Origin of the sequence: Aggregatilinea sp. (assembly GCF_036822615.1) — a bacterium.
GTDB lineage: Bacteria > Chloroflexota > Anaerolineae > Aggregatilineales > Aggregatilineaceae > Aggregatilinea.
In genome coordinates this window covers 12,096-15,987 of the sequence record NZ_DAISHJ010000119.1, presented here as the reverse complement: position 1 = coordinate 15,987, position 3,892 = coordinate 12,096, and the positions used below count along the sequence as shown (strand labels likewise).

Annotated in this window: 3 protein-coding genes; all 3 read left to right on the top strand. The window is 67.0% G+C overall.

The window, feature by feature from the left end; translation table 11 throughout:
* On the top strand, positions 1 to 620 hold a 620-nt coding region (locus V7116_RS21600; RefSeq protein WP_324394056.1), incomplete at its 5' end, for a hypothetical protein.
* A gap of 35 nt (positions 621 to 655) precedes the next feature.
* Complete coding sequence (locus tag V7116_RS21595) at positions 656 to 2,941, top strand: hypothetical protein (RefSeq protein ID WP_324394055.1); 2,286 nt, start codon at positions 656 to 658, stop codon at positions 2,939 to 2,941.
* 26 nt (positions 2,942 to 2,967) lie between these two features.
* The gene (locus V7116_RS21590; RefSeq protein WP_324394054.1) at positions 2,968 to 3,681 is read left to right on the top strand and encodes a hypothetical protein; all 714 of its coding nucleotides are present in this window, start codon (positions 2,968 to 2,970) and stop codon (positions 3,679 to 3,681) included.
* Positions 3,682 to 3,892 lie beyond the last annotated feature (211 nt).

Genomic DNA, 3,892 nt, shown 5'->3' with positions numbered 1-3,892 from the left:
ACTATGAAGCAATGGCCCGCGATGCCGAAATGAGCGGCGACGTGTTCACCGTGCTGCCCGCCCACGGCTGGACCGGCCACTGCACCGGCGACAGCAGCGCGCAGTTGTGCAGCTTCGCCTCAGAGTCGCAGTACGACCTGCTCGGCCCCTATGCGCGCGGCGGTCGCAACCTCGGCAACGAGGATCTCCTGCGCACCATCAACACGGCGCTCTTCAGCGACGGCGGCATGCCCCGGCGGGCCGCGATCGGCATCATTATGGACTATCCCAACGACGTCTCCGGCTACGACTACGTGATGCAGTCGCAGCGCTGGCAGGAGCAGGAATATTCCGCTAAAAATGGCCGCACCAGCTACATTCGCGGCTATGACCTGTGGATGGAATACGAGATCGACCATCCGACCATCGACGGCGAATCGGGCTACGTCTACTGGCTGACCGGCAAGGACGTGACCGGCGAACTGCTCGACCGGCGCGGCTACTTCATCATTGGCGACGTGTATATCCCGCGCGACGACCGTCTGCTGATGCTGACCGTGGTCGCCTATTCGTCCGAAAGCATCGACGACCTGCCGCGCGCCGAAATCGAGCAGATGATCCGTTCGATCAACTTCCAGTAAATCTATAAATTGAGTGTTTCGAGAAGGTTAGACGCATGCCAGCATCCTCTGTTCCCCCTGAGCTGATCCAGGCCCACCAGCTTCTGAAAGCGGCTGAGCGCGGCCAGGCCGCGAAGGTGCTGAAAGCCTACCTGAGCAAGAACCCGCGCGACGCGAACGCGTGGTGGCTGATGGCACACGCCGTGACCAAGCCCGACAATGTGCGCACCTGCCTGGAACGGGTGATCGCGCTCAATCCCGATCACGCCAAGGCCCGCGCCAAGTTGGACGAGATGGCGGTCCCGCCCGTGGAGGAGGAGCCGGACGACTCGTTCTTCGGCGTCAGCTCCGAGGACCGGGCCAACGCCGCCGCCGCGTCCGCACTGTCCGCCGCGCCCGACGCCTCTACCGGGCCGCACCCCTTCCTGCCCACCCCGCTGCAAGGTATGCAGCCGTCCGAGGAACCGCCCGCCGTGGCCGTGCCGCTGGTCGCGGATCCATTCGCGGATCTGCCGCCCAGCACGCCGGGCTTCAATCCCGCATCAACGGCCAACCCGTTCACGGCGGACATTCCCGAGGCGAGCCATCCGCCCGCGCCCCTGGCGAGCAGCGCACATCCCGCCGCGCCGGAGACCGGCTGGAACTTTTCGTTCACCGGCGACGCACCGTCCGCGCCTGCCCCGGAAGCACGCCCGGCGCAGACTCCTCCCCCTGCCGCATCCGGCGCGGCGCAAAGCCCGTTTTTGATGGATGGGGGCGAGCCGGATTGGATGGCGCGCCTGGATGGTACGTCGTTCGACGGCGGTTTCGCGTCCGCCGAACCGGCCCCAGCTGCATCGTTCGACGGCGGTTTTGCGCCTGCTGATCCGGCGCCCGCTGTGTCGTTCGACGCCTCTGCTGCGGCTCCGGGCGGCGACGAACCCGGGTGGCTGGCCCAGTTTAACGCCAGCGATCTGCACGCGCCCCTGGGCACCGCGCCGGATGAGGATCCGTTCGCGGTGGCCTCTGCCTGGGCCGCTGAGGACAGCGCCCCGCCCATCGAGCCGGTCGTTCCGGCGGCGCAGTCCGCCCCCGCCGATCCGTTCGCTGCGTCCAACTGGACCGCCGCCCCGGTGACGGATACGCCGTCCGCACCGCCTGCCAGCGATTCCGACGTGCCCGACTGGGCCGCGCGTGCTGAGCAGTCCGCGCCTGACAACCCGTTCGCTGCATCCAACTGGACCGCCGCCCCGGTGACGGATACACCGTCCACACCGCCTGCCAGCGATTCCGACGTGCCCGACTGGGCCGCTGTGTTGGCGAACACGCCGCCCGATCCACCCGCCGAACCGGCTGCTCCGGCGGCGCAGTCCGCTCCCGCCGATCCGTTTGCCGCGTCCAACTGGACCGCCCCGGTGACAGGCACGCCTCCCGCGCCAAAGCCGAACCCGATCCCGGCTCCCGCCGCCCCGCCGCCCCCGCGACCGGCTGCGCCGCGCACAGCGCCCGCGCACGATCCTTTCGCGGGTGTCGTCGGCTCGGGCGATCCCTTTGCGGATCTCCCAGGTGTTCCGGTTGCGGGCAGTCCCAGCCTGCCGCGCCGCCCCATCGAGCCGCCCAAAGCACCCGCCGCGTCCCCATCAGAAGACGTGAACAAGCGCGTGCGCCGGGTCATGATGATTATGGTGGCGGCGGTGGTCGTGGTGGTGCTCGTCGGGGTGGTGTGGTACATCGCGGATCAGCGCGGCATGTTCGAGCCGCCGCTGCCCGATATGACGCGCCTCGACGCGGCCTCGTTCACGATCGAGTACCCCGAGGGCTGGGATATGCGCTGCACGACCGAGTCGCTCGGTTACCCGGTGTGCGGCATCGCCAACGACAAGTTTTACAATCAGGTGGATTACTTCGCGGGGCACGATGTGGACTTCGCGCAGATGTTTGCCGATCTGGGCAACGACCTGCTGTTTGGCGCGAGCGATCTGCCCGATACGCAGGTGTCGGTCGTCATCATGGACGTCACCCGCAGTTCGTCCGCCTACGAGGGCTACAGCCAGGCCAAGTCCGTGTATGAGCTGGCGCAGCAGGAGGTTGGCGTCAGCACAGACGCGAAGGTCACTTACGATCAGCACGAGATGACTATCGACGGGCGGACGGCCAACTACTATCACCTGGATGTGCGCGATCCCGGCGCGTATAACACGCGGGTCTTCGGGCGCGAGGCGATCTACGATGTGTACATTGAGCACGATGGCCGCGTGCTGTGGATGACGGTCTCGATGACCGGCCCGCTGAAAGCGGATTTGCCTGCGGACGTGATTGAGGCGATGATCCAATCAATCCACATTAAGTCGGCAGGCGAGTAGGGCGGTTGCCCGCGAGGAGTCATCCCATGCAGGACGTTGCGCGGTTTGCGGTTTCGCTTGAAGACGGGCGCACGGCGGCGGCGATCCGCGTGGGGGCTTCGATCTCGCCGGGGGCGGCGCTGGCCGCGCTGGAGTTACCGGCCTACAGCGGCGTGATCGCCATGCACGGCGGCGCGAGCCTGGACGACGCGCTGACGGCCCACATCGCGCACTATCTTGCCGCAGGGCTGGCGTCCCTGGCCGAGCATTACCGCTGGCTGGTGGCGGACGGCGGCACGAATGCGGGCACCTTCGCCGCGATGGGCGAAGCGCGCCGCCGGGTGGGGGGCACGTGGCCGCTGGTCGGCGTTTGCCCCTACGACAGCGTGACGTACGCGGGCGGTCCCGCTCCGGCGGAGGATCGTTACCCGCTGGAACCGAACCACTCTCATTTCATCTTTGTCGATGGGGGCGGTTTTGGCGTCGAGTCCGAGCTGCTGGTCGGGCTGGCGGACGCTGCGCCGTCCGGCGTGGCGCTGATCATCAACGGCGGCGAGATCGTCGCGCGGGAAGCGCAGATTCACGCGCTGCACGGCAAGCCGTTGATCGTCGTGCGCGGATCGGGCCGTTCGGCGGACGAGCTGGCCGATCCGTCCAGCGAGATGTCCCGGCTCATGCTGCCCACCGCGCGTTTCGAGGTGGTCGATCTGGACGATCCGGCGTCGCTGGCTTCGGCCCTGACGCGGTTTCTGGTTCCCTGACGCCGCCGGATTCTTGTTTGTCGCGCGTTCAGCCGGGGCAGGTTCCCAAACCCGCCCCGGCTTTTTTGCGCCTGACGCCAAATACTGTTGATCGCTCTACTGTGGAGCGGGCGCGTCTTCTGCCCGTTTTCCGGGCGAATCGGCAGCGTGCAAATATGCCCTTTAGAACTCTCTGCTTCTGCCTGTCTCCCCTCTCCAACTTGATTGGAGA